The 24290-nt window shown below is 59.5% G+C and carries 23 protein-coding genes; 20 read left to right on the plus strand and 3 right to left on the minus strand.

Translation table 11 applies throughout. The features are described 5' to 3' along the window. Positions 1-53 precede the first annotated feature (53 nt). Positions 54-1292 carry an NAD(P)H-hydrate epimerase gene (locus AAFM15_RS06315; RefSeq protein WP_341685862.1) on the minus strand — a complete coding sequence of 413 codons (1239 nt, stop codon included), beginning with the start codon at positions 1290-1292 and terminating at the stop codon, positions 54-56. Positions 1293-1458: 166 nt separating this feature from the next. On the opposite strand from AAFM15_RS06315, the gene rpsB reads away from it, so the two are divergent. The 17 genes from rpsB to greA all read left to right on the plus strand — a co-directional run bounded on the left by rpsB (position 1459) and on the right by greA (position 19434). Continuing rightward, positions 1459-2202, plus strand: coding sequence for a 30S ribosomal protein S2 (gene rpsB / locus AAFM15_RS06320; RefSeq protein ID WP_341685863.1), 744 nt, complete (start codon positions 1459-1461; stop codon positions 2200-2202). Positions 2203-2280: 78 nt separating this feature from the next. Beyond that, a complete protein-coding gene (gene tsf / locus AAFM15_RS06325; protein ID WP_341685864.1) occupies positions 2281-3171 on the plus strand; it encodes a translation elongation factor Ts in 891 nt (296 codons plus the stop codon). Positions 3172-3231: 60 nt separating this feature from the next. Further along, complete coding sequence (gene pyrH, locus AAFM15_RS06330) at positions 3232-3954, plus strand: UMP kinase (RefSeq protein WP_341685865.1); 723 nt, start codon at positions 3232-3234, stop codon at positions 3952-3954. Positions 3955-3975: 21 nt separating this feature from the next. Next, positions 3976-4536 (plus strand): ribosome recycling factor, encoded by a 561-nt coding sequence (frr, locus tag AAFM15_RS06335; RefSeq protein ID WP_341685866.1) that lies wholly within the window; start codon positions 3976-3978, stop codon positions 4534-4536. Positions 4537-4609: 73 nt separating this feature from the next. Next, positions 4610-5464, plus strand: coding sequence for a phosphatidate cytidylyltransferase (locus tag AAFM15_RS06340; RefSeq protein ID WP_341685867.1), 855 nt, complete (start codon positions 4610-4612; stop codon positions 5462-5464). After that, a complete protein-coding gene (gene ispC, locus AAFM15_RS06345; protein WP_341685868.1) occupies positions 5461-6666 on the plus strand; it encodes a 1-deoxy-D-xylulose-5-phosphate reductoisomerase in 1206 nt (401 codons plus the stop codon). Before AAFM15_RS06340 ends, ispC begins: the two co-directional genes overlap by 4 nt. A 46-nt stretch (positions 6667-6712) precedes the next feature. Next, a complete protein-coding gene (bamA, locus tag AAFM15_RS06350; RefSeq protein ID WP_341685869.1) occupies positions 6713-9022 on the plus strand; it encodes an outer membrane protein assembly factor BamA in 2310 nt (769 codons plus the stop codon). Between the two features lie 5 nt (positions 9023-9027). After that, positions 9028-9537, plus strand: coding sequence for an OmpH family outer membrane protein (locus AAFM15_RS06355; RefSeq protein WP_341685870.1), 510 nt, complete (start codon positions 9028-9030; stop codon positions 9535-9537). An 18-nt stretch (positions 9538-9555) separates the two neighbouring features. Beyond that, positions 9556-10539 (plus strand): UDP-3-O-(3-hydroxymyristoyl)glucosamine N-acyltransferase, encoded by a 984-nt coding sequence (gene lpxD / locus AAFM15_RS06360; RefSeq protein WP_341685939.1) that lies wholly within the window; start codon positions 9556-9558, stop codon positions 10537-10539. A 2-nt stretch (positions 10540-10541) separates the two neighbouring features. Then, entirely contained in the window at positions 10542-10982 is a 441-nt protein-coding gene (fabZ, locus tag AAFM15_RS06365) for a 3-hydroxyacyl-ACP dehydratase FabZ (protein ID WP_341685871.1), read from the plus strand. Positions 10983-10993: 11 nt separating this feature from the next. Next, positions 10994-11788 carry an acyl-ACP--UDP-N-acetylglucosamine O-acyltransferase gene (gene lpxA, locus AAFM15_RS06370; RefSeq protein WP_341685872.1) on the plus strand — a complete coding sequence of 265 codons (795 nt, stop codon included), beginning with the start codon at positions 10994-10996 and terminating at the stop codon, positions 11786-11788. Continuing rightward, the gene (gene lpxB / locus AAFM15_RS06375) at positions 11788-12960 is read left to right on the plus strand and encodes a lipid-A-disaccharide synthase (RefSeq protein ID WP_341685873.1); all 1173 of its coding nucleotides are present in this window, start codon (positions 11788-11790) and stop codon (positions 12958-12960) included. Before lpxA ends, lpxB begins: the two co-directional genes overlap by 1 nt. Then, positions 12932-13585: a ribonuclease HII gene (gene rnhB, locus AAFM15_RS06380; protein ID WP_341685874.1), complete on the plus strand. Its 654-nt coding sequence runs from the start codon at positions 12932-12934 to the stop codon at positions 13583-13585. Before lpxB ends, rnhB begins: the two co-directional genes overlap by 29 nt. Continuing rightward, positions 13578-14354, plus strand: a complete 777-nt coding sequence (locus AAFM15_RS06385; RefSeq protein WP_341685875.1) for an RNA methyltransferase — start codon at positions 13578-13580, stop codon at positions 14352-14354. The genes rnhB and AAFM15_RS06385 overlap by 8 nt, the downstream gene beginning before the upstream one ends. A gap of 174 nt (positions 14355-14528) precedes the next feature. After that, on the plus strand, positions 14529-15692 hold the full coding sequence (gene carA, locus AAFM15_RS06390) for a glutamine-hydrolyzing carbamoyl-phosphate synthase small subunit (RefSeq protein WP_341685876.1): 1164 nt from the start codon (positions 14529-14531) through the stop codon (positions 15690-15692). Positions 15693-15694: 2 nt separating this feature from the next. Continuing rightward, entirely contained in the window at positions 15695-18943 is a 3249-nt protein-coding gene (carB, locus tag AAFM15_RS06395; protein WP_341685877.1) for a carbamoyl-phosphate synthase large subunit, read from the plus strand. 14 nt (positions 18944-18957) lie between these two features. Further along, the gene (greA, locus tag AAFM15_RS06400) at positions 18958-19434 is read left to right on the plus strand and encodes a transcription elongation factor GreA (RefSeq protein WP_341685878.1); all 477 of its coding nucleotides are present in this window, start codon (positions 18958-18960) and stop codon (positions 19432-19434) included. 17 nt (positions 19435-19451) lie between these two features. On the opposite strand, the gene AAFM15_RS06405 is transcribed toward greA, so the two are convergent. Further along, positions 19452-20192 (minus strand): glycosyltransferase, encoded by a 741-nt coding sequence (locus tag AAFM15_RS06405; protein WP_341685879.1) that lies wholly within the window; start codon positions 20190-20192, stop codon positions 19452-19454. A 21-nt stretch (positions 20193-20213) separates the two neighbouring features. After that, entirely contained in the window at positions 20214-20684 is a 471-nt protein-coding gene (locus tag AAFM15_RS06410) for a YhbY family RNA-binding protein (RefSeq protein WP_341685880.1), read from the minus strand. Between the two features lie 31 nt (positions 20685-20715). Between AAFM15_RS06410 and AAFM15_RS06415 the strand changes: the two genes are divergently transcribed. The 3 genes from AAFM15_RS06415 (at position 20716) to folP (ending at position 24289) form a co-directional block, all read left to right on the plus strand. Beyond that, entirely contained in the window at positions 20716-21381 is a 666-nt protein-coding gene (locus AAFM15_RS06415; RefSeq protein WP_341685881.1) for an RlmE family RNA methyltransferase, read from the plus strand. A gap of 84 nt (positions 21382-21465) precedes the next feature. Next, the gene (ftsH, locus tag AAFM15_RS06420) at positions 21466-23382 is read left to right on the plus strand and encodes an ATP-dependent zinc metalloprotease FtsH (protein WP_341685882.1); all 1917 of its coding nucleotides are present in this window, start codon (positions 21466-21468) and stop codon (positions 23380-23382) included. 52 nt (positions 23383-23434) lie between these two features. Beyond that, positions 23435-24289, plus strand: a complete 855-nt coding sequence (gene folP, locus AAFM15_RS06425) for a dihydropteroate synthase (protein WP_341685883.1) — start codon at positions 23435-23437, stop codon at positions 24287-24289. Position 24290: the final 1 nt, after the last annotated feature.

The raw sequence follows: 24290 nt of genomic DNA on the forward strand, positions 1-24290 counted from the left end.
GTGCGGGTGATCTTCTAGGTGAGACACCGAAACAAGCAAATTCCCGTGCTGAGTTACGAGAACATCTGATGAACCGTCCCGCGGGCGGACTCATCTTCACGACCATTCAGACGGTCGGACTGGATGTGCGCCGTAGTGGTTTGCAAGAGCCGCGCAGCCTCCAGAGGGTGGGGGGTGAGGGCGGTTGTCTGGGGGCGGCGCTTTTTGAGCAGGTCTTGCAACCACGGGTCGCGCGACAGCACATTGAGCGCATCGGCGTCCAGCACCAGGCGTGCGCTGTGTTGGAGCAGTCGGCCCATGTGTTCGGCCATGGCTTGTCCGCCGCCGCAGCCAGCGACCACGGTCAAGTTTTGCAGGTTCAGGTCTTCGGGGCGGCTCAGCATCAGGTCTGCAGGCCATGACGTAGCCGCAGGCGCGGGGCCGAGCAAGCCCAGCAACACACGCCCAGCGCCAGTGTGCAGCGCTGCTGTGGCGGCCAACACGGCTGCGCCGGTCATGCCGGTGGCGCCGTCTGATGCGCTTTGGCCTCCCACCACCGCTACATCGCCACGGGTGCCTTTGTGGCTGGCATGCAGAGCGGGCGAGGGCGAGGTGGGTTGGTTGATCCAGGCATCGGGCGGTGTGGCCTCGGCCAGACTTTTTGGCAAATCCAGATCGTTGAGCCAAAGCTGTCCGCACACATCGCGCCCGATGCCCATGAACAGGCCGGGCTTGGCTGCGAGCAAGGTGAGGGTGTGGTCGGCTTGCACCACGGCATCGCCGAAGGCTTGGCCGCTGTCCGGGTGAAGCCCGGAGGGGATGTCCACCGCCAGCACGGTGGCTGCGCATTGATTGATTTGTTCAATCGCTGCCAGCAGCGCGCCTTGTGGCTCGCGTGTGGTGCCCAGGCCCAGTAGGGCGTCGATGCACAAGTCTTGCGTGCTCAGGCTCAAGGGGGTGGCCATAGGCGTAAAAACCACGCCAGCTTCTACAGCCCGCCCGTAGGCACGGCGGGCGTCCGCAGGCAGTTTGTCTGGCTCGGCCAGCAGGCGGACCTGCACAGGGCGGCCCCAGCGGCGCAGATGCATGGCGGCTTCAAGCCCATCGCCGCCGTTGTTGCCGGGACCCGCAAAGACGCAGATTTGGCGGGCGTGTGGGGCCAAAGCCAGGGCAAGCTGGGCCAAGGCGAGGCCAGCTTGGTCCATGAGTGGCTGGGGGCTGGCCTGTTGCCAGCGGCTTTCCAGCTGGTGCAAGTGCGCTGTTTTCCAGACCGGGGCCGGGCGGTGGGCAAGGGGCAGGCGTGTGGTGTTCATAGGTTCAGGGTATTCCCGGGTGCTATAATCTCAAGGCTTTGCGAACTGGGGCGCCCATTGGGGGCGTCAAAGCGCGCAAAGAAATCGCAAACCTGTCCTCACAAGGTGTCGCTGCATGCAGTGATTGTCGGGCAGGATTTAAGACTTAACCTTTGGAGCATTCAAAATGTCCGTCACCATGCGTGAAATGCTGGAAGCCGGCGTCCACTTCGGTCACCAAACCCGCTTCTGGAACCCCAAGATGGCCCCCTTCATTTTTGGCCATCGCAACAAGATCCACATCATCAACCTGGAAAAATCCTTGCCGATGTTCCAGGATGCAGCCAAGTTTGCCAAGCAACTGGCCGCCAACCGTGGCACCATCCTGATGGTAGGCACCAAGCGCCAATCGCGCGAGCTGGTGGCTGCTGAAGCCCAGCGCGCCGGTATGCCTTTCGTTGACCAGCGTTGGCTGGGCGGCATGCTGACCAACTTCAAAACCGTCAAGACCTCCATCAAGCGCCTGAAGGACATGAAGGCCCAGCAAGAAGCCGGTCTGGATGCCATGAGCAAAAAAGAACAGCTCATGTTCAAGCGCGAAATCGAGAAGCTGGAAAAAGACATCGGCGGCATCCAGGACATGAACACCCTGCCGGACGCCATCTTCGTGGTGGACGTGGGTTACCACAAGATCGCCATCGCCGAAGCCAAAAAACTGGGCATCCCCCTGATCGGCGTGGTGGACTCCAACCACTCGCCCGAAGGCATCGACTACGTGATCCCTGGTAACGACGACTCCGCCAAGGCTGTCGCTCTGTACGCCCGCGGTATCGCTGACGCGATTCTGGAAGGCCGTGCCAACGCCGTGGCCGAAGTGGCCCAGGCTGTGGCCGCCGAAGGCTCCGACGAGTTCGTCGAAGTCGCGGCCTGATCGCTGATCACCCATCAAAAGGGGCTCTGAGGCCCCTTTTTTTTAACCTGACCTGAACACTGAATACCGGAGAACACAATGGCTGCTATCACCGCAAGCATGGTTGCTGAACTGCGTGGCAAAACCGACGCACCCATGATGGAGTGCAAAAAAGCCCTGACCGAAGCCGATGGCGACATGGCCAAGGCCGAAGAGATCCTGCGCGTCAAGCTGGGCACCAAAGCCGGCAAGGCCGCTTCCCGCGTGACCGCCGAAGGCGTGGTTGCCAGCTGCGTGCAAGGCACCGTGGGTGCCATGATCGAAGTCAACTGCGAAACCGACTTTGTGACCAAGAACGACAGCTTCCTGGCCCTGGCCAACGCTGCTGCCGAACTGGTGGCCAAGCACAACCCCGCCGACCTGGAAGCCCTGGGCGCTCTGGCTTACAGCCAGGACAGCTTTGGCCCCACGCTGGAAGAAGTGCGCAAAGGCCTGATCGGCAAGATCGGCGAGAACATGAGCTTCCGTCGCTTCAAGCGCGTGGAAGGCAGCCAGGTTGCCACTTACCTGCACGGCACCCGCATTGGCGTGATGGTCGAGTTCGCTGGCGAAGAGCAAGCCGCCAAGGATGTGGCCATGCACGTGGCTGCCATGAAGCCTGTGGCCCTGACCAGCGCCGATGTGCCTGCCGACCTGATCGCCAAAGAGCGTGCCGTGGCCGAAGGCAAAGCCGCCGAATCCGGCAAGCCCGCTGACATCGCCGCCAAGATGATCGAAGGTTCTGTGCAGAAGTACCTCAAAGAGGTGTCTTTGTTCAACCAGCCTTTCGTGAAAAACGACAAGCAGACCGTTGAGCAAATGCTCAAGGCTGCCAACACGACGGTCAAAGCCTTCACGCTCTACGTGGTGGGCGAAGGCATCGAGAAGAAAGTGGACGACTTTGCTGCTGAAGTGGCTGCCCAGGTGGCTGCTGCTCAGGGTCAAGCCTGATCTTTTTCTTCGTTCCCCCGTTAAACTACTGACCAAACCTTTACGCCTGGAGATTTGCCCATGACCGTTGCCAAACCGGCCCACAAGCGCATTTTGCTGAAGCTGTCCGGTGAGGCCCTCATGGGCGATGACCAGTTCGGGATCAACCGGGCCACCATCGAGCGCATGGTGCAAGAGGTGGCTGAGGTGACCCATCTGGGTGTCGAGGTGGCGGTGGTCATTGGCGGGGGCAACATCTTCCGCGGCGTCGCTGGCGGCGCCGCTGGCATGGACCGTGCCACGGCCGACTACATGGGCATGTTGGCCACGGTCATGAACTCGCTGGCTCTGGCCGATGCCATGAACAAGGTGGGCCTGACGGCCCGCGTCATGTCGGCCATCGGCATTGACCAGGTGGTCGAGCCCTATGTGCGCCCCAAAGCCCTGCAGTATCTCGAAGAGGGCAAGGTCGTGGTGTTTGCCGCCGGCACGGGCAATCCCTTCTTCACCACCGACACGGCTGCTGCCCTGCGCGGTGCTGAAATCGGTGCCGAGCTGGTGCTTAAGGCCACCAAGGTCGATGGTGTCTACACCGCAGACCCCAAGAAAGACCCGTCGGCCACGCGTTACAGCACCATCAGCTTTGACGAAGCCATTTCGAGCAACCTGGGCATCATGGATGCGACCGCCTTTGCGTTGTGCCGCGACCAGAAATTGCCGATCAAGGTGTTTTCCATTTTCAAGAACGGCGCCCTCAAGCGCGTCGTCATGGGCGAAGACGAAGGCACCTTGGTGCACGTCTGATCGATTCTCCCGGAGACCCTCATGAGCATTGCAGACATCAAGAAAAACGCCGAAGCCAAGATGGAGCAGTCCATCAACGCCTTCAAGAACAACCTGAGCAAGATCCGTACGGGTCGCGCCAATCCTCAGTTGCTCGACACCATCATGGTGGAGTACTACGGTTCCCCAGTGCCCTTGTCGCAAGTGGCCAACGTGGCCTTGCTCGATTCGCGCACCATCAGCGTCCAGCCTTGGGAAAAGGGCATGGGTCAGAAAATTGAAAAGGCCATTCGCGAAAGCGATCTGGGCCTGAACCCCGCTTCCATGGGCGACCTGATTCGCGTGCCGATGCCGCCCATGAGCGAAGAGCGCCGCAAGGAAATGACCAAGCTGGTCAAGGCCGAAGGCGAAAACGCCAAAATCGCGGTGCGCAATCTGCGCCGTGATGCCAACGAATCGGTCAAAAAACTTGTCAAGGACAAAGAGGCCACCGAGGACGATCAAAAGCGTACCGAGGCTGATGTCCAGAAAATGACTGACAAGCGCATTGCCGAGATCGACCAGCTGGTCGCCTCCAAAGAGCAAGACATCATGGCCGTTTGATGGCCACGTTTGCCCTGATGCACAACCACCATCTTCAGGCCGCCTCGTGCGGCCTTTTTACTGGAGCGCAAGCATGCTGATGCAACGCGTGATCACGGCCGTGGTTTTGCTGGCGCTGCTGCTGCCGGCCCTGTTTGCGCCGGTGGCCTGGCCCTGGATGGCTTTGACGTTGGTTTTTATTGCCGCAGGTGCCTGGGAGTGGGGGCGTTTGCAGGGCATGAACTTTGGCGCCAGTGTGGTGGGGTCTTTGCTGGTTTTGGGGCTGTGCGCTGATGCCTACCTTTCCGGTTGGGTGCAGCAACCTACGCCTTGGCTGTGGCAGGGGGTGGGCGTGCTGTGGGTCTTGCTTGCCGTTTGGATGCTGCGCCGCGGTGTGCTTGGCTGGGCGCAGTGGCCTTTGGCTGCGCGCTGGCCCCTGGGTTTGTTGTTGATTGCAGCGGCCTGGCTGGCCTTGTCGCAAGCCCGGGTACTGGGCGTCAACTTTTTGCTCTCGTCCATGGCACTGGTTTGGGTGGCTGACATTGCGGCTTACTTTTTTGGCCGCGCTTTGGGCGGGCGCATCATTCGCCGAAAGCTTGCGGCCACCATCAGCCCAGGCAAGAGTTGGGAAGGTGCTTTGGGCGGCTTTTTGGGAGTGTGCGTGTTGGCCTGGGGCTGGCAACGTCTGGAGAGCACTTTGGCGGTTGATGGCCCAAGTCTTTACACCTTGCTGTTTCAGCGTGGAGCGGCGTGGGCCGTGCTCGCTTTGGTCTTTTTGACCGCCATGAGCGTGGTGGGTGATTTGGTGGAGTCGCTGGTCAAGCGCAGTGCAGGCATGAAAGACAGCTCTCAACTGCTGCCCGGCCATGGCGGTGTGCTGGACCGTGTGGATGCCTTGCTGCCCACTTTGCCTTTGAGCATGATGCTGGTGACTTTGGGAGGCGCATGAGTACAGCAGCCGCTAAGCAACTTATCACTGTTTTAGGTGCGACGGGCTCCATTGGCGGCAACACGCTCGATGTGTTGTCGCGCCATCGTGATCAATTCGAGGTGTTTGCCCTCACAGCGGCCACGCAAGTGGATGCGATGGTGCGTCACTGCGCTGCTTTTACGCCCGTGTGGGCCGTGATGGCAGACGAAGCAGCAGGGCGTGAATTGCAGTCGCGTCTTGCGGCTGAAGGGCTGCGTACCCAGGTGCGTTGGGGCGCAGATGCACTGGACGATGTGTCCTGCGACCCGCAGGTCGATGTGGTCATGGCCGCGATTGTGGGCGCTGCCGGTTTGTCACCATGCCTGAGCGCGGCGCGTGCAGGCAAGCGCCTGCTGCTGGCCAACAAGGAAGCGTTGGTGGTGGGCGGGGATGTGTTTTTGAGTGCCGTGCGCGAGGGCGGGGCGACTTTGTTGCCCATCGACAGCGAACACTCTGCCATTTTCCAGTCCTTGCCCGAAGACCCTTCGACCTGGCAGGAGCGTGTTGAAAAAATCATTCTGACGGCCTCGGGTGGGCCGTTCCGCCAGCGCGACGTGGCCACGCTCAAGGATGTGACGCCCGAGCAGGCCTGCGCCCACCCCAACTGGGTCATGGGACGCAAGATTTCGGTGGACTCGGCCACCATGATGAACAAGGCGCTGGAAGTGATTGAGGCGCGTTATTTGTTCGGCATGCAGCCCCGGCAGATCGAGGTGGTGATTCACCCGCAAAGCGTGATCCACTCCATGGTGCAGTACAAGGACACTTCGGTGATGGCCCAACTGGGCACTCCCGACATGCGGGTACCGATTGCCTACGGGCTGAGCTGGCCCGAGCGCATCACCTCGGGTGCGACGGCGCTGGATTTTCACCGCATGGCCGCCATGACTTTTGAAGCCATGGATGACCATGGACACCCCGAGCGTTTTGCAGGCATCAAGCTGGCCTGGCAAACCCTGGAGAGCACCCCGGGCAGCTGCGCCATCTTGAACGCGGCCAACGAAATGGCGGTTCAAGCCTTTTTGGATCGGCGCATCCGCTTTGATCAGATTTACCAGGTCAATCACCAGACACTGGCCGATGTGGCCGTTCGGGAGCCATCCAATTTGCAGGACCTGCTGGAGCTGGACCGCAAGGGCCGCGAACAGGCCCAAACCGTCATACAAAAGTTCGGACAATGACGCCGCTCGGTTATCATCAAAACAAAGCTTCATAACGAGGAACAGCATGCGCATTTTTTCCCGACGTCAACACGCTGTCGCCCTGGCCTTGGCCGCTGCTGGCTGGCTGGGTTCGGTGCTGCCAGCCTGGGCAGTGGAGCCTTTCAAACTCAAGGACATCCGCGTGGAAGGCTTGCAACGCGTGGAGTCCGGAACGGTGTTCGCTTCCCTGCCGTTCCGTGTGGGTGATACCTTCACGGACGAAGCTGGCGCTGCGGCCATTCGCTCGCTGTTTTCGCTGGGGCTGTTCAAGGACGTTCGCCTGGAAACCCAGGCCGACGTGCTGGTCGTGGTGGTTCAGGAGCGCCCCACCGTGGCTGCAGTCGAGTTTGTAGGCCTCAAGGAATTTGACAAGGACATGCTGACCAAGTCCCTCAAGGACGTGGGTCTGGCCGAGGGCCGTCCGTTTGACAAGGCACTGGCCGACAAGGCAGAGCAGGAGCTCAAGCGCCAATATATTTCGCGCAGCTTGTACGGCGCGCAGGTGGTCACAACCACCACGCCGATTGACCGCAACCGCGTGAACCTGACTTTCACCATCACCGAAGGTGGCCCCGCCAAGATTGCGCAAATCAGCATTGTGGGCAACAAGGCGTTCACCGAATCGACCTTGCGCGACCAGTTCTCGCTGGACACCGGCGGCTGGATGAGCTGGTACACCAAGGCTGACCGCTATTCCCGCACCAAGCTCAATGCCGACCTCGAAGCGCTGCGTTCGTACTATTTGGGCCGTGGTTATCTGGAGTTCCGCATCGACTCCACGCAAGTGGAGATGTCCGAAGACAAGCAGCAGATGTTCATCACCATCAACGTGACCGAAGGTGAGCGTTTTGTCGTGTCCGGCGTGAAGTTGCAAGGCAACTTTCTCGGTAAGGAAGACGAGTTCAAGGCGCTGGTCAGCATCAAGCCTGGTCAACCCTACAACGCGGAAACTGTGGCGCAGACCACCAAGGCCTTTACCGACTACTACGGTAACTTTGGTTACGCCTTTGCGCGTGTGGAAGCGCGTCCCGAGATTGATCGCAGCAACAACCGGGTGGAGTTTGTGCTGGTGGGTGACCCCTCGCGCCGCGCTTATGTGCGCCGCATCAACGTCACGGGCAACAACCGCACGCGCGACGAAGTGATTCGCCGCGAGTTCCGCCAGATGGAAGCGTCCTGGTACGACGGCGACAAGATTCGTCTGTCGCGTGACCGCGTGGACCGCCTGGGCTTCTTTACGGGGGTCGAAGTGGAAACGCAGGAAGTGCCCGGCTCGCCCGACCAGGTGGACCTGGTGTTCAATGTGACCGAAAAGCCTACGGGCAGCATCTCGCTGGGGGCCGGCTTCTCGTCCACCGAAAAGCTGGCGCTGACCTTTGGCATTGCCCAGGAAAACGCTTTTGGTACGGGTCAATACCTGGCCATCAACCTTAATACCAGCAAGTACAACCGTACCGCAGTGGTCAGCAATACCAATCCGTACTTCACCGATTCGGGTATTTCGCGCACGGTCGATGTGTTCCACCGGACCACGCGCCCCTACCTGACCACGGTGGACAACAGCACCTACAGCATGGTGAACCAGGGCGTGGGTCTGAAGTTTGGCTTGCCTGTGACTGAGAAGGACACGGTGTTTGTTGGGGCGAACCTGGAGCGAAACACCGTTAACGAAGGTTTGTATAGACCAGATAAGTATCCTGTTGGTACTAAATCAGCAATTCCTTTGACTCTTGGCTGGGCGCGAGATGGGCGTGACAGTGCACTGGTGCCTTCCAAAGGTACCTACCAGCGCGTCAATGCTGATTGGAGTGTTGCTGGGGATAGCCGTTACATAAGAGGAACGTATCAGTTTCAGCAGTATTTCCCATTGACCAAAAAATACACACTGGCCTTCAACTCTGAGTTTGGTTGGGGTAAAGGCATGAATGGTGAGTCTTACCCCGTGTTTAAGAATTTCTATGCCGGTGGTTTGGGAAGTGTTCGTGGCTTTGAGCAGAACAGTTTGGGACCCGTTTCCCAAGTTTCGAATCCGACGGGTGTTCCAGATATTTACATTGGCGGTGCCAAAAAGCTTATTTTTAACGCCGAATTCCAGACGCCGTTCCCAGGTGCCGGCGCTGACAAGACATTGCGCTTATTTGCTTTTACCGACTTCGGTAACGTTTACGCCGAAGGCGAAAACATGGCCCTTAACAAGCTGCGTGGCTCTGCGGGTATCGGCCTGAGCTGGATCTCGCCGGTGGGCCCCTTGCGTTTTTCCTATGGTGTTCCTCTGCGTAAGGAAGCCACGGATAAAATCCAGAAACTTCAATTCCAGATTGGCACTGCCTTCTAATGACTATGCGTAACCTCTCTATCGCCCGTTTCCTTTCGGTTGTGGTGTTGTCGGCGGCAGCCGTGGCCCACGCGCAAGATTTCAAAATGGGCTTTGTCAACACCGAGCGCATCTTCCGTGAAGCCGAAGCGGCCAAACAAGCCCAAGGCAAGCTGGAGCAGGAGTTTTCCAAGCGTGAAAAAGAGCTGGTGGATGCGGGTAACACCATCAAGGCGGCCTCTGAGAAGCTCGAACGCGAAGCACCCACGCTGTCCGAGTCCCAGCGCGTGAACCGTCAAAAGCAGCTGGTGGAGCAAGACCGCGAGTTCCAGCGCAAGCGCCGCGAATTCCAGGAAGACCTGAACTCCCGCAAGAACGAAGAGCAGCAGCTTGTCATCGAGCGAGCCAATCGTGCGGTCAAGCAAGTGGCTGAATCGGAAAAATACGATGTGATCTTTCAGGACGCCGTGTACGTGAATCCCAAGCACGACATCACTGACAAGGTGCTCAAAGCCCTCAACGCTGCAGCCAAGTAATCGGCTGCCTGCTTGCCTGTGTCACTGACGCTTGAACACATCGTCAAGGCTCTGGGTGGGGAGCTGTCGGGTCCGACCGACCGCGTGATTGAAGGCCTGGCGCCGCTGCAAAGTGCAGGCCCTGCCCAGCTCGCTTTTCTGAGCCACCCCAAATACATTGCCCAGCTGGCTCAAACGCAGGCGGCTTGCGTCATTCTCAAGTCCGAGTTTCTGTCCAGTGTGCCGGCTGGTACCTCAGCCATTGCTACGCCCGACCCTTACCTGTATTTCGCGCGACTGACCCGTTTGTGGAAACAGGCGCATCGCCCGGCAGACCCTACAGGGGTGCACCCGAGTGCAGTGGTTCACCCTAGCGCACGTATTGCCCCCGACGCCAGCATTGGCCCTTTGTGCGTAGTCGAAGAGGGGGCTGTGATTGGTGCAGGTACGGTTTTGCGTTCCCGTGTGACCGTTGGCTACGATTGCCAGATTGGCGAGCGCTGCCTTGTGCATGCGGGGGTAGTGATCGGGGCTGACGGCTTTGGTTTTGCGCCTGTGCAAGGTACGTGGGAAAAGATCGAACAGCTGGGCGCTGTGCGCATTGGCAACGACGTTGAAATTGGTGCCAACACCTGCATTGACCGGGGTGCTTTGGATGACACCGTGATTGAAGATGGCGTCAAACTCGACAACCTGATCCAGATTGGCCACAACGTGCACATTGGTGCGCACACGGCGATGGCGGGTTGTGTGGGTGTGGCGGGCAGTGCGCGCATTGGTGCGCATTGCACCGTAGGTGGCGGCGCCGTGGTGCTGGGGCACCTGACGTTGGCCGATCACGTGCACATTTCAGCCGCCAGTGTGGTGACGCGCTCGATCCTCAAGCCAGGGCAATACACGGGCATGTTCCCGCTCGACGACAATGCCAAGTGGGAAAAGAACGCGGCTTCACTCAAACAATTGCATCAACTGCGTGAGCGCATCAAGCGCATCGAACAACAACATCCGCAACAGGAACCCTGACCATGATGGACATTCATCAAATTCTCAAACAGCTCCCGCACCGTTACCCAATTTTGCTGGTCGATCGTGTGCTGGAAGTAGAAAAAGGCGTGCGCATCAAGGCGCTCAAGAATGTGACGATCAATGAGCCGTTTTTTACCGGGCACTTTCCGCACCGTCCAGTGATGCCGGGTGTGCTCATGCTCGAAGCGCTGGCCCAAGCCGCGGCTTTGCTGGCTTTTGACACACTGTGCACCACGCCTGATGACAAAACGGTTTACTACTTTGCGGGTATTGACGGTGCGCGTTTCAAGCGACCTGTGGAGCCAGGTGACCAGCTCACGCTGGACGTAACCCTGCTGCGCATGAAAGCAGGCATCTTCAAGTTTGGCGCTAAAGCCTGGGTGGGTGATGAGGTGGCTGTCGAAGCTGAACTCATGTGCACCATGCGAACCATCGCCTGACAGGTCGGGACATGACGCGCATTCACGCCACGGCTTTGGTGGACCCGGCAGCTGAGCTCGACAGCAGTGTCGAGATTGGACCTTACACCGTCATTGGGCCGCACGTCAGAATTGGCGCCGGCACCACGGTGGGCGCCCATTGTGTGATTGAGGGCCACACCACCATCGGCCAGGACAACCGCATTTTCCAGTTCAACTCGCTGGGGGCGATTCCGCAGGACAAGAAGTACAAGGGCGAGCCGTGCGAGTTGCGCATTGGCGATCGCAACACGATTCGTGAGTTTTGTACCTTCAACATTGGCTCGCCCGGTGACCTGGGTTACACCGCCTTGGGCAACGACAACTGGGTCATGGCCTATGTGCACCTGGCACACGATTGCGTGGTCGGCAACCACACGATTTTTGCCAACAACACACAATTGGCGGGCCATGTGCACGTGGATGACTGGGTCATTCTGGGCGGCTTCACGGTGGTGCACCAGTTCTGCCGCATTGGGGCCCATGCCTTTACCGCCATGAACAGCTTGTTGTTTGGCGACTTGCCGCCTTTCGTCATGGCGCAAGGTCAGCCTGCCCAAGCACGGGCGATGAACTTTGAAGGTTTGCGCCGCCGCGGCTTCTCGGCTGAGCGTATTCGCGCGGTCAAAGCCATGCACAAACTGCTCTATCGTCAGTCTCTGACGCTAGACCAGGCCAAGGCCGAAATTGCGCAGCTGGCGCAGGCCATTCCCGAGGCGCAAGCCGATGTGGACATGATGGTGAACTTCCTCTCTGCAGGTTCGCCAGAGCGAGGGATCGTGCGGTGATGGTTTCCGACACGCTCACGACGCAAGCCCCCGAGGGGGCTTTGTCGTTTGCCATGGTTGCCGGTGAAGTCTCAGGCGACTTGCTGGCCGCTTTGCTGATCGAGGGCTTGCAGCAACGCTGGCCCCAGGCGCAAGGTAAGGGTATTGGTGGTCCCGCCATGCAGGCCCGTGGTTTTGTAGCGCAATGGCCTTACGAAAAATTGGCGGTGCGCGGTTACTTTGAAGTCCTGCGCCATTACCGCGAGATTGTGGGCATCCGCAAACAGTTGCGTGAGCAATTGATCGCACAGCCGCCGGATGTGTTCATTGGCGTGGATGCGCCCGATTTCAACCTGGACCTGGAAGCCGCTTTGCGCGAGAAGGGTATTCCCACGGTGCATTTTGTGTGCCCGTCCATCTGGGCCTGGCGGCCAGAGCGCATCGAGAAGATTCGCCGCAGTGTGGACCACATGCTGTGCATTTTCCCGTTTGAAGAAGCCCTGTTGCGCGGGCAGGGCGTTGACGCCACCTATGTGGGCCACCCGCTGGCGCCCGTCATTCCCATGCATCCGGATCGAGCCGCTGCGCGACAGCAGCTGGGGTTGGATGCGGACAGGCCCGTGGTGGCTTTGCTGCCGGGCAGTCGCCGCTCCGAGATTGACCAACTTGCAGTCCGGTTTGTGCAGGCTGCGCAGCGTATGTTGGAGCAAAAACCGGCGCTTCAGTTTGTGTTGCCCGCTGTGCCGGCTTTGCATGCGGATGTTCAGGCTGCCGTGCAGCAGGCCGGTGGGCTCAAGAATCTGGTTTTGCTCAAAGGCCAATCGCACGCTGCGTTGACTGCTTGTGATGTGACACTGATCGCCAGTGGAACCGCCACGCTCGAAGCGGCCTTGTTCAAATGCCCCATGGTGATTGGTTACCACATGAATGCCTTGAGCTGGGCCATCATGCGGCGCAAAAAACTGCAGCCTTGGGTGGGTTTGCCCAATATCCTGGCACAAGACTTTGTGGTGCCTGAGCTGTTGCAAAGCGATTGCACGCCAGAGCGACTGGCGCAGGAAACCCTGCAATGGTTGGATGACCCACAACGCGTGGCGCAAGTGCAGCAGCAATTTGAAACCATGCACCAGACCCTGATTCGCCCCACGGCGCAACTGGCCACCCATGCGATCGAAAAAGTCCTTGGCCGTTAAAAGCCCTCTTGTTGACCAGCAGCCCTTCAACTTTGACGGGCCAGGCTTGATTGCAGGTGTTGATGAAGCGGGCAGGGGGCCTTTGGCTGGTCCTGTGGTCGCCGCGGCTGTGGTGCTGGACGATCAGCGCCCTGTTGCCGGTCTCAACGACTCCAAAAAACTCACTGCGCGCAAACGAGAACAGCTGTTTGATGAGATCCGTGCCAAAGCTTTGTGTTTTTGCATTGCCGAAGCCAGCGTCCAGGAAATCGATACTCTCAACATCCTGCAGGCGACGCTGCTGGCCATGCAGCGCGCGGTGCAGGGCCTGCGGCTCAAGCCTACCAAAGTGCTGGTCGATGGCAACCGCTTGCCCGTGATCGATGTGCGCGCAGAGGCCATTGTTCAAGGCGACGCCAAGGTCCCCGCCATTTCTGCGGCCTCGATTTTGGCCAAGGTACACCGCGACCGCTTGTGCCAGGCCTGGCACGAAAGTTATCCGGATTACGGCTTTGATCAGCACAAAGGCTACGGCACCGCAGTGCACCTGCAAGCCTTGCAACGCCTGGGGCCGACGCCCTGGCACCGCATGACGTTCGCGCCGGTGCGCGCCAGCCTGATTTCACACACGCCCACCCATGATTGAGATCACCTCCCGCGACAACCCTTTGCTCAAGCAAATCCGCAAGCAAATCCAGGATCCTGCGGGCTACCGCAAGTCTGGCCAGGTCTGGGTGGAAGGTGAGCACTTGTGCTCAGCAGCCTTGCTGCGCGGCAGTGTGCCCGAGGCGCTGGTGGTCAAACGCAGTGCTTGGAGCCGCCAGACACCGCCAGGCGCAGACATGGCCCGCAAATGCCTGGTGGTGGAAGACGCCTTGTTTGATGAACTGAGCACGCTTGAATCGCCCGCTGACTATGGCTTTTTGCTGTCCTGGCCCGGGCTGCTCCAAGCCGATGTGCACACGCCTACCGTGGTGCTAGACCGCCTGCAGGATCCTGGTAATGTGGGTGCGATTTTGCGCAGTGCTTCGGCCTTTGGTTTCAAGCAAGTGCTGGCCATCAAAGGCACGGTGGCCCTGTGGTCACCCAAGGTGCTGCGCGCCGGCATGGGCGCGCATTTCGGTTTGCGCTTGGTGGAGGGTGCTGACCTGGCTGCTGTGCAGTCGCTGCAGCTGCCCATTTTGACGACCGATGTGCACGAAGGACCGTATCTGCATGAGCTCATTGGCCATCAACAACTGCCCGCGGCCTGCGCATGGATCATGGGCCACGAAGGGCAGGGCGTGAGTCCCGAATTGGCCGCTTTGGCCGGGCAGAAAGTCCGCATAGCCCAGCCTGGCGGCGAAGAGTCCCTTAATGTGGCCACAGCTGCAGCCATTTGTCTGCATGCCAGTGCCACGGCCGGGCAATCCTGAGCCAAAACAGGGTTTTCAGGCGGTAAACCGCTGTAAGGTCTGCGCTATAATTAAGGGCTTTCCCGCATCAACCCGTACGCCCCAGCTCGCAACACCGGCCCCTTCCTCGAACAAGCAGCCGCAGGTTTGTCCTGTCCAGCGCTGAGGCGTACCCGAACCATACCGGAGAACCCAGTGCTTTTGTCTCTTCAGGGAACCTTCCCATCCGCCATCCTGGCGCTTGCAGACGGCACGGTCTTTATCGGCAACTCCATCGGAGCCACTGGCTCCACCGTCGGTGAGGTGGTGTTCAACACCTCCATCGTCGGTTATCAGGAAATCCTCACAGACCCCAGCTATTGCCAGCAGATCGTCACGCTGACGTATCCGCACATCGGCAACTATGGCGTGAACCCTGAAGATGTCGAGGCCGACAAGGTCCATGCTGCAGGCCTCATCATCAAAGACCTGCCTTTGCTGGCGTCCAACTTCCGCAGCACCCAGTCGTTGTCGGACTACCTCAAGGACAACGGCACAGTTGCTATCGCCAACATCGATACCCGCAAGCTGACCCGTGTTTTGCGTACCAAGGGTGCGCAAAACGGCGCTATTGTCGGTCTGGCTGCTGGTCAGGAAGTGACCCAAGTCATCATCGATCAAGCCATCGCTGCTGCAAAAGCTGCGCCATCCATGGCCGGCTTGGATCTGGCCCAAAAAGTCACTGTGGCACAAGGCTACGACTGGACGCAGACCGAGTGGAAACTTGGCTCGGGCTATGGCGAGCAAACGGCTCCCAAATTCCATGTGGTGGCCTACGACTTCGGCGTCAAGAAAAACATCCTGCGCATGCTGGCCGAGCGCGGTTGCAAGGTCACCGTGGTGCCTGCCAAGACGCCTGCTGCAGAAGTGCTCAAGCACAAGCCTGATGGCATCTTCCTGTCCAACGGCCCCGGCGACCCGGAGCCTTGCGATTACGCCATCAGCGCTGCACGCGAACTGATCGAAACCGGCACGCCCACCTTCGGTATTTGCCTGGGGCACCAGATCATGGCCCTGGCCTCGGGTGCCAAGACCTTCAAGATGAAGTTCGGCCACCACGGCGCCAACCACCCGGTCAAAGACCTGGACACCGGTCGCGTGAGCATCACCAGCCAGAACCACGGCTTCGCGGTGGACGAAAAATCCTTGCCTGCCAACCTGCGCGCCACCCACGTGTCGCTGTTTGACGGCACGCTGCAGGGCCTGGCCCGCACCGACAAGCCCGCGTTCTGCTTCCAGGGCCACCCCGAAGCATCGCCCGGTCCGCACGACAGTGCCTACCTTTTTGACCGCTTCATCAAGCTGATGGAGGGCAAGTAATCATGCCAAAGCGCACAGACATCAAAAGCATCCTCATCATCGGCGCCGGCCCGATCATCATCGGTCAGGCCTGCGAGTTCGACTACTCCGGCGTGCAGGCCTGCAAGGCCCTGCGCGAAGAGGGCTACAAAGTCATCCTGATCAACAGCAATCCCGCCACGATCATGACCGACCCGGCCACGGCCGACGTGACCTACATCGAGCCCATCACCTGGCAGACGGTCGAGAAGATCATTGCCAAGGAACGTCCCGATGCCATCCTGCCCACCATGGGCGGCCAGACCGCGCTGAACTGCGCGCTGGACCTGTGGCACAACGGCGTGCTGGGCAAGTACAAGGTCGAGCTGATCGGCGCCACGCCAGAGGCCATCGACAAGGCTGAAGACCGCCTCAAGTTCAAGGACGCCATGACCAAGATCGGTCTGGGCTCTGCACGCTCGGGCATTGCCCACAGCATGGACGAAGCCTGGGGCGTTCAAAAGCGCGTCGGTTTCCCGACCGTGATCCGCCCCAGCTTCACGCTGGGTGGCACGGGTGGCGGCATCGCCTACAACGCCGAAGAATTCGAGACGATTTGCAAGCGCGGTCTGGAAGCTTCGCCCACCAACGAGCTGTTGATTGAAGAATCGCTCGTGGGCTGGAAAGAGTACGAGATGGAAGTGGTCCGCGACAAGGCGGACAACTGCATCATCATCTGCTCGATCGAAAACCTGGATCCGATGGGCGTGCACACCGGTGACTCCATCACCGTGGCTCCGGCCCAGACGCTGACCGACAAGGAGTACCAGATCATGCGTAACGCCTCTTTGGCGGTGCTGCGTGAAATTGGTGTGGACACGGGCGGCTCCAACGTTCAGTTCTCCATCAATCCGGCTGATGGCCGCATGGTGGTGATCGAGATGAACCCCCGCGTGTCGCGTTCGTCTGCTTTGGCTTCCAAGGCCACGGGTTTCCCTATCGCGAAGGTTGCAGCGAAGCTGGCCGTGGGCTACACGCTCGATGAACTGCGCAACGACATCACCGGCGGTGCGACGCCTGCGTCTTTCGAGCCTTCGATCGACTACGTGGTCACCAAGATCCCGCGTTTCGCCTTCGAAAAATTCCCCACGGCCGACAACCGCCTCACCACCCAGATGAAGTCGGTGGGCGAGGTGATGGCCATGGGCCGAACCTTCCAGGAGTCCTTCCAGAAAGCCCTGCGCGGCCTGGAAGTGGGCGCTGATGGCATGAACGAAAAAACCCAGGACCGCGAAATCCTGGAGCGCGAATTGGGTGAGCCCGGTCCCGAGCGTATTTGGTACGTGGGCGATGCCTTTGCCGCAGGCTGGACGCTGGAAGAAGTGCATGCGCTGACCAAGATCGATCTGTGGTTCCTGGTTCAGATTGAAGAGATCGTGCGCATTGAGCTCGAACTTGAAAAGCACAGCCTGGCGGACCTGTCGGCTGAAGAGCTGCGTACCCTCAAGAAGAAGGGTTTCTCGGACCGCCGTCTGGCCAAGCTGCTCAAGAGCACCGAAGGCGAGGTGCGAGCCCGCCGCCATGCGCTGAACATCCGTCCCGTGTACAAGCGCGTGGACACCTGTGCGGCCGAGTTCTCGACAGACACGGCTTACATGTACTCCAGTTACGACGAAGAGTGCGAAGCCGAGCCCACCAACAAGAAGAAGATCATGGTGCTGGGCGGTGGCCCGAACCGCATTGGCCAGGGTATCGAGTTTGACTACTGCTGCGTGCACGCCGCGCTCGCCATGCGCGAAGACGGCTACGAAACCATCATGGTCAACTGCAACCCTGAGACCGTGTCGACCGACTACGACACCTCGGACCGTCTGTATTTTGAGCCGCTGACGCTTGAAGACGTGCTCGAAATCGTCGAGAAGGAAAAGCCCACCGGCGTGATCGTGCAGTATGGCGGTCAAACGCCTTTGAAGTTGGCTTTGGGCCTGGAAGCTGCTGGTGTGCCGATCATCGGCACCAGCCCCGACATGATCGACGCTGCCGAAGACCGCGAGCGTTTCCAGAAACTGCTGCATGAGCTGGGCCTGCGTCAGCCGCCCAACGCCACCGCACGTACCGAAAGCGAAGCGCTGGAAAAGGCGGCTGCGCTGGGCTACCCCTTGGTGGTGCGCCCCAGCTACGTGCTGGGTGGCCGTGCCATGGAAATCGTGCACGAGCAGCGCGACCTGGAGCGCTACATGCGCGAAGCCGTTAAGGTGTCTAACGACTCCCCCGTGCTGCTGGACCGCTTCCTGAACGACGCCATCGAGTGCGATGTGGACTGTCTGCGTGACCCCGAAGGCAAGACCTTCATCGGTGGCGTGATGGAACATATCGAGCAAGCTGGCGTGCACAGTGGTGACTCTGCCTGTTCGCTGCCGCCTTACTCGCTGTCTGCAGAGACCGTGGCCGAGCTCAAGCGCCAGTCTGCCGCCATGGCCGGTGCTCTGAACGTGGTGGGCTTGATGAACGTGCAGTTCGCCATTCAGAACGTGGATGGCAAAGACGTCATTTACGTGCTTGAAGTGAATCCACGTGCCTCGCGCACTGTGCCTTATGTGTCCAAGGCCACCGGTATCCAGCTGGCCAAGGTCGCTGCACGCTGCATGGCCGGGCAGACCCTGGCCTCGCAAGGCATCAGCAAAGAAGTCACGCCGCCTTACTTCAGCGTCAAGGAAGCCGTCTTCCCCTTCGTCAAGTTCCCGGGTGTGGACACCATCCTCGGCCCCGAGATGAAGTCCACCGGCGAGGTGATGGGCGTGGGCAAGACCTTTGGCGAAGCCTTCGTCAAGAGCCAGCTGGGTGCGGGCACCAAGCTGCCGCGCCCCTTCAATGCAGACGGTACACCATCGGGCAAAGTGTTCATCTCGGTCAAGCCCAGCGACAAGGTGCGCGCCGTCAATGTGGCACGTGAGCTGTCCCAGCAAGGCTTCTCCCTGATTGCCACCAAAGGCACGGCGGCAGCCATCACTGCCGCAGGTATTGCCTGCGAACCGGTGAACAAGGTGACCGAGGGCCGCCCACACATTGTGGACATGCTCAAGAACAATGAAGTGGTGATGGTGATCAACACCGTGGAAGAGCGTCGCAACGCGATTGCCGATTCGCGCCATATCCGTACCACCGCTTTGCTCAACCGCGTGACCACCTTCACCACCATTGCCGGTGCTGAAGCGGCCGTGGAAGGCATGAAGAGCATGAACAGTCTGGACGTCATTTCCGTGCAGGAAATGCATGCCCAGCTCGCTGCGTAAGAGACCACAACACCATGGCCACCATTCCGATCACCAAACGCGGTGCAGAAAAGCTCAAGGATGAACTGCACCGTCTCAAAACCGTTGACCGTCCTGCCGTGATACAGGCGATTGCCGAAGCTCGTGCTCAGGGAGACCTGAGCGAGAACGCAGAGTACGAAGCCGCCAAAGACCGACAGGGCTTCATTGAAGGCCGTATTCAGGAGGTGGAAGGCAAGCTGTCAGTGGCGCAGGTGATCGACCCATCTTCCCTGGATGCCGGCGGCCGTGTGGTGTTTGGCGCGACGGTGGAGCTCGAAGACGAAGACTCGGGTGACACTGTCAAATACCAGATCGTGGGCGAAGATGAAGCCGACCTCAAGTTGGGCCTGATCAACATCAGCAGCCCGATCGCCCGTGCCCTGATCGGTAAGGAAGAGGGCGATGTGGCGGTGGTGCAGGCGCCAGGGGGTGAGCGTCGCTACGAGATTGTGGCGGTGCACTACCTCTGATGCACACCTGGCGGGGTTTATTCCCGCCAGTGCTGACCCACCCAGCTGGTGGGTTTGATGAAGCGAAAGCGCCGGTTGCGCTTGCCGGCCAAAGCATCGGGCGGGTTGCACTCGCCGTGGAAAATCACAATACGCGCATCTTTGGGAATCGATGGCTCGGTCCAGTAGTTGGTCGGCCAGCGAGGAATGCTGTGGTACTTGAAGCTGGGGCACCAGCTCTCAGGCCAGTATTGCAACTTGCCTTGCTTGTGCAGCACGTCGGACAAATAGGCTTGCTCGTTGCGGAACTGCTTGCGAATGCTTTCAAAGTTTTCCCGGAAATAGCTCAGCACTTCGGGGTGCGCGCCCAACTCAAAACGGTATACCGATGAATTGCCAGTAACGCGCCAGGGGCGTTTGTAGTCGTGGATGATGAGAAATTCACCGGGTTGGGCGAAGAAGTCATCCAGAGAACCAACTACCACGACATCGATATCGAGAAACAGGGCTGTGCCGCGCAGGCCGTGAAGATCCTGTGCAAACGTGACCAGTTTGGTCCAGCCGCGCTCAGGGATGCCCGGAGGTAAATCCAGCGGTGGAATGGGCAGGCAACGCACTTCGGGGCGAATGCCCTTGTCGTCATCTGTCAGGCATACCATCTGGAAGTCCAGACTCAGATGGCGCTTGACCATGGCATAGAGTCGATTGACGTATTCGGGGCCGTACTTGGTGCCCCATTTCATGCAGATGACGTAGCGCGAAGGCGTGTTGCTGTCCATGCGTGGCTTTCCGCTCCAGGCTTATACAGCGCGCTTCTTGACCGATTTCTGCTTGGGCTTGGCTCGCTTGATTTGCCCGCCCGCCGTCAGACGCTGGTTGCCCAGCACTTTGACGTGCTTGACTTCCGGCTTTTGGCCCCCACGTTTGCTGAACTTGAGCACCTTGTACTCGCGCGGGCCGGGCATACGGTCTTCGTCAACCGCCTTTTCTTTTTTGGGCTGCGGACGCCACAGCACCAGCAGTTTCCCGATGTGCTGAATGGGCGCAGCGTTGAGCTGGTCGGCCAGCTGCATGAACATGTCTTCGCGGGCGGCGCGGTCGTCGCCCAGGACGCGAATCTTGATCAGGCCATGGGCGTTGAGAGCCGCGTTGGCTTCCTTGATGATGGCGGCTGTCAGGCCATCGTTGCCGATCATGACCACGGGGTCGAGGTGATGCGCTTCGGCGCGATGCACCTTGCGTTCGGCGGGGGTGAGTTGAATGTGAGGCATACCGGTATTATCCCAGCTTGGACACCACACAATGAAAATCAATACAAAAAGCAAAAAGGTCAACAAGGCGTGGCTCAACGACCACGTGAATGACCCTTACGTCAAGCAAGCCCACAAAGAGGGTTACCGTGCCCGTGCGGCCTACAAGCTCAAGGAGATCGACGAGAGTCTGGGCCTGATTCGCCCTGGCCACCACGTGGTAGACCTGGGCTCGACGCCCGGTGCCTGGAGTCAGTATGTGCGCCGCAAACTCTCGCCGCAGGGGGCTGCCGTGGGCGAGCTCAACGGGACCATTATTGCCATCGACTTGCTTCCCATGGAGCCCATTGAAGGGGTGCAATTTCTGCAGGGCGACTTTCGTGAGGACGAGGTGATGGAACAGTTGGAAGCCTTGGTCGGTGGGCGCAAGCTGGATGTGGTGGTGTCAGACATGGCGCCGAACCTCTCGGGCGTGGAGTCGGTGGATGCGGCGCGTATCAGCCACCTGATTGAATTGGCGATCGATTTTGCCCAGCAACACCTCAAACCCGAGGGCGCGTTGGTCACCAAAGTGTTCCATGGGTCGGGATATAGCCAGTTGGTGCAGCTGTTCAAGGATACGTTCAAGGTGGTCAAGGCGATCAAGCCCAAGGCTTCGCGCGACCGTTCATCCGAGACTTTTTTGGTCGGCATGCAACTGAAAACCCCCAAAACATAAGGTGAAGCGGGGTTTTGTCAGCACTGCTGGTGAAACTGGTGCCTACAATGTCACAAAAGCATATTGCTGGATTGGAGCTACGTCTTGAATAACCAATGGTTCTCGAAAATTGCCGTGTGGATGGTGATCGCCATGGTGCTGTTCACTGTGTTCAAGCAGTTCGACAGCCGCAGTGCGGCGGGTGCGGGTTCGGTGCCTTATTCCGATTTCCTGGATGAGGTCCGCTCCAACCGCATCAAATCGGCCACCATCCAGGAAGGTCCCTCTGGCACCGAGATTGTGGCCACCACGACCGACGACCGCCGTATCCGCACCACAGCCACTTACATGGACCGCGGCCTGATCGGTGACCTGATCAACAACGATGTCAAATTTGACGTCAAGCCGCGCGAAGAGGGCTCCTTGCTCATGACCCTGCTGGTCAGCTGGGGTCCGATGCTCCTGCTCATTGGTGTGTGGGTGTACTTCATGCGCCAGATGCAAGGCGGCGGCAAGGGCGGCGCGTTCAGCTTCGGCAAATCCAAGGCGCGCATGCTTGACGAGAATAACAACCAGGTCACCTTTGCTGACGTGGCCGGTTGCGACGAAGCCAAGGAAGAAGTCAAGGAAGTGGTTGACTTCCTGAAAGACCCGCAAAAATTCCAGAAGCTCGGTGGACGTATTCCTCGCGGTTTGCTGCTGGTGGGCCCTCCCGGTACCGGTAAAACCCTGCTTGCCAAGTCCATTGCCGGTGAAGCCAAAGTGCCTTTCTTCAGCATTTCGGGCTCTGACTTTGTCGAAATGTTTGTGGGCGTGGGTGCTGCCCGCGTGCGCGACATGTTCGAAAACGCCAAGAAAAACGCTCCCTGCATCATCTTCATCGACGAAATCGATGCCGTGGGTCGCCAGCGTGGCGCTGGCCTGGGCGGTGGCAACGACGAACGTGAGCAAACCCTTAACCAGATGCTGGTTGAGATGGACGGTTTTGAAACCAATCTGGGTGTGATCGTGGTGGCGGCCACCAACCGTCCCGACATTCTGGATGCCGCGCTGTTGCGTCCTGGTCGTTTCGACCGTCAGGTCTATGTCACGCTGCCCGACATTCGTGGCCGCGAGCAGATTTTGAACGTGCACATGCGCAAGATCCCGATCGGGACAGACGTGAGTGCCGAAATCATTTCCCGTGGCACGCCTGGTATGAGCGGCGCTGATCTGGCCAACCTCTGCAATGAAGCAGCGCTGATGGCTGCTCGCCGCAACGCGCGTGTGGTCGAAATGCAGGACTTCGAAAAGGCCAAGGACAAGATCCTCATGGGCCCCGAGCGCAAGAGCATGGTCATGCCCGAGGAAGAGCGCCGCAACACGGCCTACCACGAAGCTGGTCACGCCTTGATCGGCAAACTGTTACCCAAGTGTGATCCGGTGCACAAGGTCACCATCATCCCGCGTGGCCGTGCCCTGGGCGTGACGATGAGCCTGCCCGAAAAAGACCGCTACAGCTACGACAGCGAATACATGCTCAACCAGATCAGCATGCTGTTCGGGGGCCGTATTGCTGAAGAGGTGTTCATGAAGCAGATGACCACCGGCGCTTCCAATGACTTTGAGCGCGCCACGTCGATTGCCCGCGACATGGTCATGCGTTATGGCATGACCGATGCGCTGGGCCCCATGGTCTACGCTGAAAACGAGGGTGAAGTGTTCCTGGGCCGCTCGGTCACCAAGACCACCCACATGAGCGAGCAGACCATGCAGAAGGTCGATGCCGAGGTGCGCCGCATCATCGACGAGCAATACGGGCTCGCCCGCCGCCTGATCGAGGAGCACAGCGACAAGATGCACGCCATGGCCAAGGCCTTGCTGGACTGGGAAACCATTGACACCGAGCAGCTGGACGACATCATGGCTGGCCGCGAGCCTCGCCCGCCCAAGGATTGGACGCCACGTACGCCATCTTCCGGAGGCGGAGGCCAGGGAGGCTCCCCTGCGGTGCGTCCTGACGCTGCGCCAACTGCGGCCTGATGGGCTTGAATCATGACCACGGGGCTTCGGCCCCGTTTTTGTTGGCTTGAACATGAACGTCTGGACCACACGCCGCTTTGATATTGACCTGACGCAGCCCAAAGTCATGGGCATCGTCAACCTCACGCCGGACTCCTTTTCCGATGGAGGGGTGTACAACGCGCCTGATCAGGCCCTTGCTCACGCTGAACATCTCCTGCGCGAAGGCGCAGACATGCTCGATATCGGCGCGGAATCCACTCGCCCGGGAGCCCCGGCCGTACCTTTGCAAGAGGAGCTTGCGCGCCTGGAACCCGTCGTCAAGGAGCTCGTCCGCTGGAATGTGCCAGTATCGATTGACACCTACAAGCCCGAAGTGATGCAGGCGGTGCTGGCCTGGGGGGTGGATGTGATCAATGATGTCTGGGCTTTGCGGCAGCCAGGTGCATGGGAGGTGGTGAGCGCCGATTCACGCATCGGTGTGTGCCTGATGCACATGCATCGTGAGCCGGGCTCGATGCAGGTGCAGCCCATGCAGGGAGATGTGCTTGAGCAGGTGCAGGCATTTTTCGCCCAGGCCTTGTTGCAGGCGCAGCAACACGGGGTATCCCGCCAGCGTGTGGCGCTGGATCCAGGCATTGGTTTTGGCAAGACAGTGCAACAAAACTTGACCTTGCTGCGCGAGCACGGTCGTTTTCATGCGTTAGGTTGTCCCACGCTGGTGGGGTGGTCGCGCAAGTCCACCTTGGGTGCGGTACTGGCCGAGCGGGTCATGCACGGGCAGGTGCCCGAGCCCGCACAACGTGTACAGGCCAGTGTGGCGGCTGCTTTGCTTAGCGTGGAGCGGGGCGCGCGCATTGTGCGTGTGCACGATGTCGCGCCCACGGTACAGGCTTTGGCCCTGTGGGGCGCCATGCAAGATCATTAAA

Origin of the sequence: Limnohabitans sp. (assembly GCF_038134685.1) — a bacterium.
Lineage (GTDB): Bacteria > Pseudomonadota > Gammaproteobacteria > Burkholderiales > Burkholderiaceae_C > Limnohabitans_A.